Source organism: Microbacterium sp. VKM Ac-2923 (assembly GCF_022815605.1).
GTDB lineage: Bacteria > Actinomycetota > Actinomycetes > Actinomycetales > Microbacteriaceae > Microbacterium.
Genome location: NZ_JALGRP010000031.1, coordinates 1 through 688 on the forward strand (window position 1 = coordinate 1; position 688 = coordinate 688).

Annotated in this window: 1 protein-coding gene; it reads left to right on the forward strand. The window is 63.1% G+C overall.

The genetic code is table 11. The features are described 5' to 3' along the window. Positions 1 to 103 precede the first annotated feature (103 nt). On the forward strand, positions 104 to 688 hold a 585-nt coding region (locus MT347_RS18005; RefSeq protein ID WP_243502734.1), incomplete at its 3' end, for a hypothetical protein.

The window sequence follows — 688 nt, forward strand, 5'->3', positions numbered from 1 at the left end:
TTGGTCCGGTATCCGCGTCAGCGACGGTGGCAGCGTCGCTTTGACGCAGGCCAGGGTGTTGTATCCGCGATCCACTGGTGTGTCTGGGGCGTCGCCAACCGGGTTGAGCGTCACATCGTCGGTTATCGACAAGGGCGTGTCGGTGTGGGGTGCGAAGTCGGCGGTCACCGTTACGGGCAATACCGTCCGCGACGGCGATGTTCAGGTGACCCGGTATGACGGGGCGGAGTTCGCATTCGGGGTGACCGTAACTGGCAACACCGTCCAACGCGGATCTGTGCAGGTGAGCTCCGCCAACGCCAGTGGCAACGCACCGGCGATCCGGGTCACCGGTAACACCATCACGGGTAACACCTCTCTATGTGCCCTGAAGATCTCCGATGTGAAGCTTCGCCCGTCGAATCTGACGGGCAACACCATCACCGGCAACCAGCCCGACACGTTCTGCCTGAACGGCACCCTCGTGGAGAACTGGACTGTCCCAACCGCTGGCCCCCGCATCGTTGTCACTTTCGACGCTCCCGCCGAGGGATTGACCGTCGCGGCCGGAGTCACGATGACGGCGCCCGCCGGCACCATCATCAAATTCCAGCCGGGAGCTTGGTCAGGAACCAACTTGACGGTGGCTGGATCGTTGGTGGCGAACGGGACGTCGGCTAGCCCGGTGGTATTCACGTCGCTTTACGAC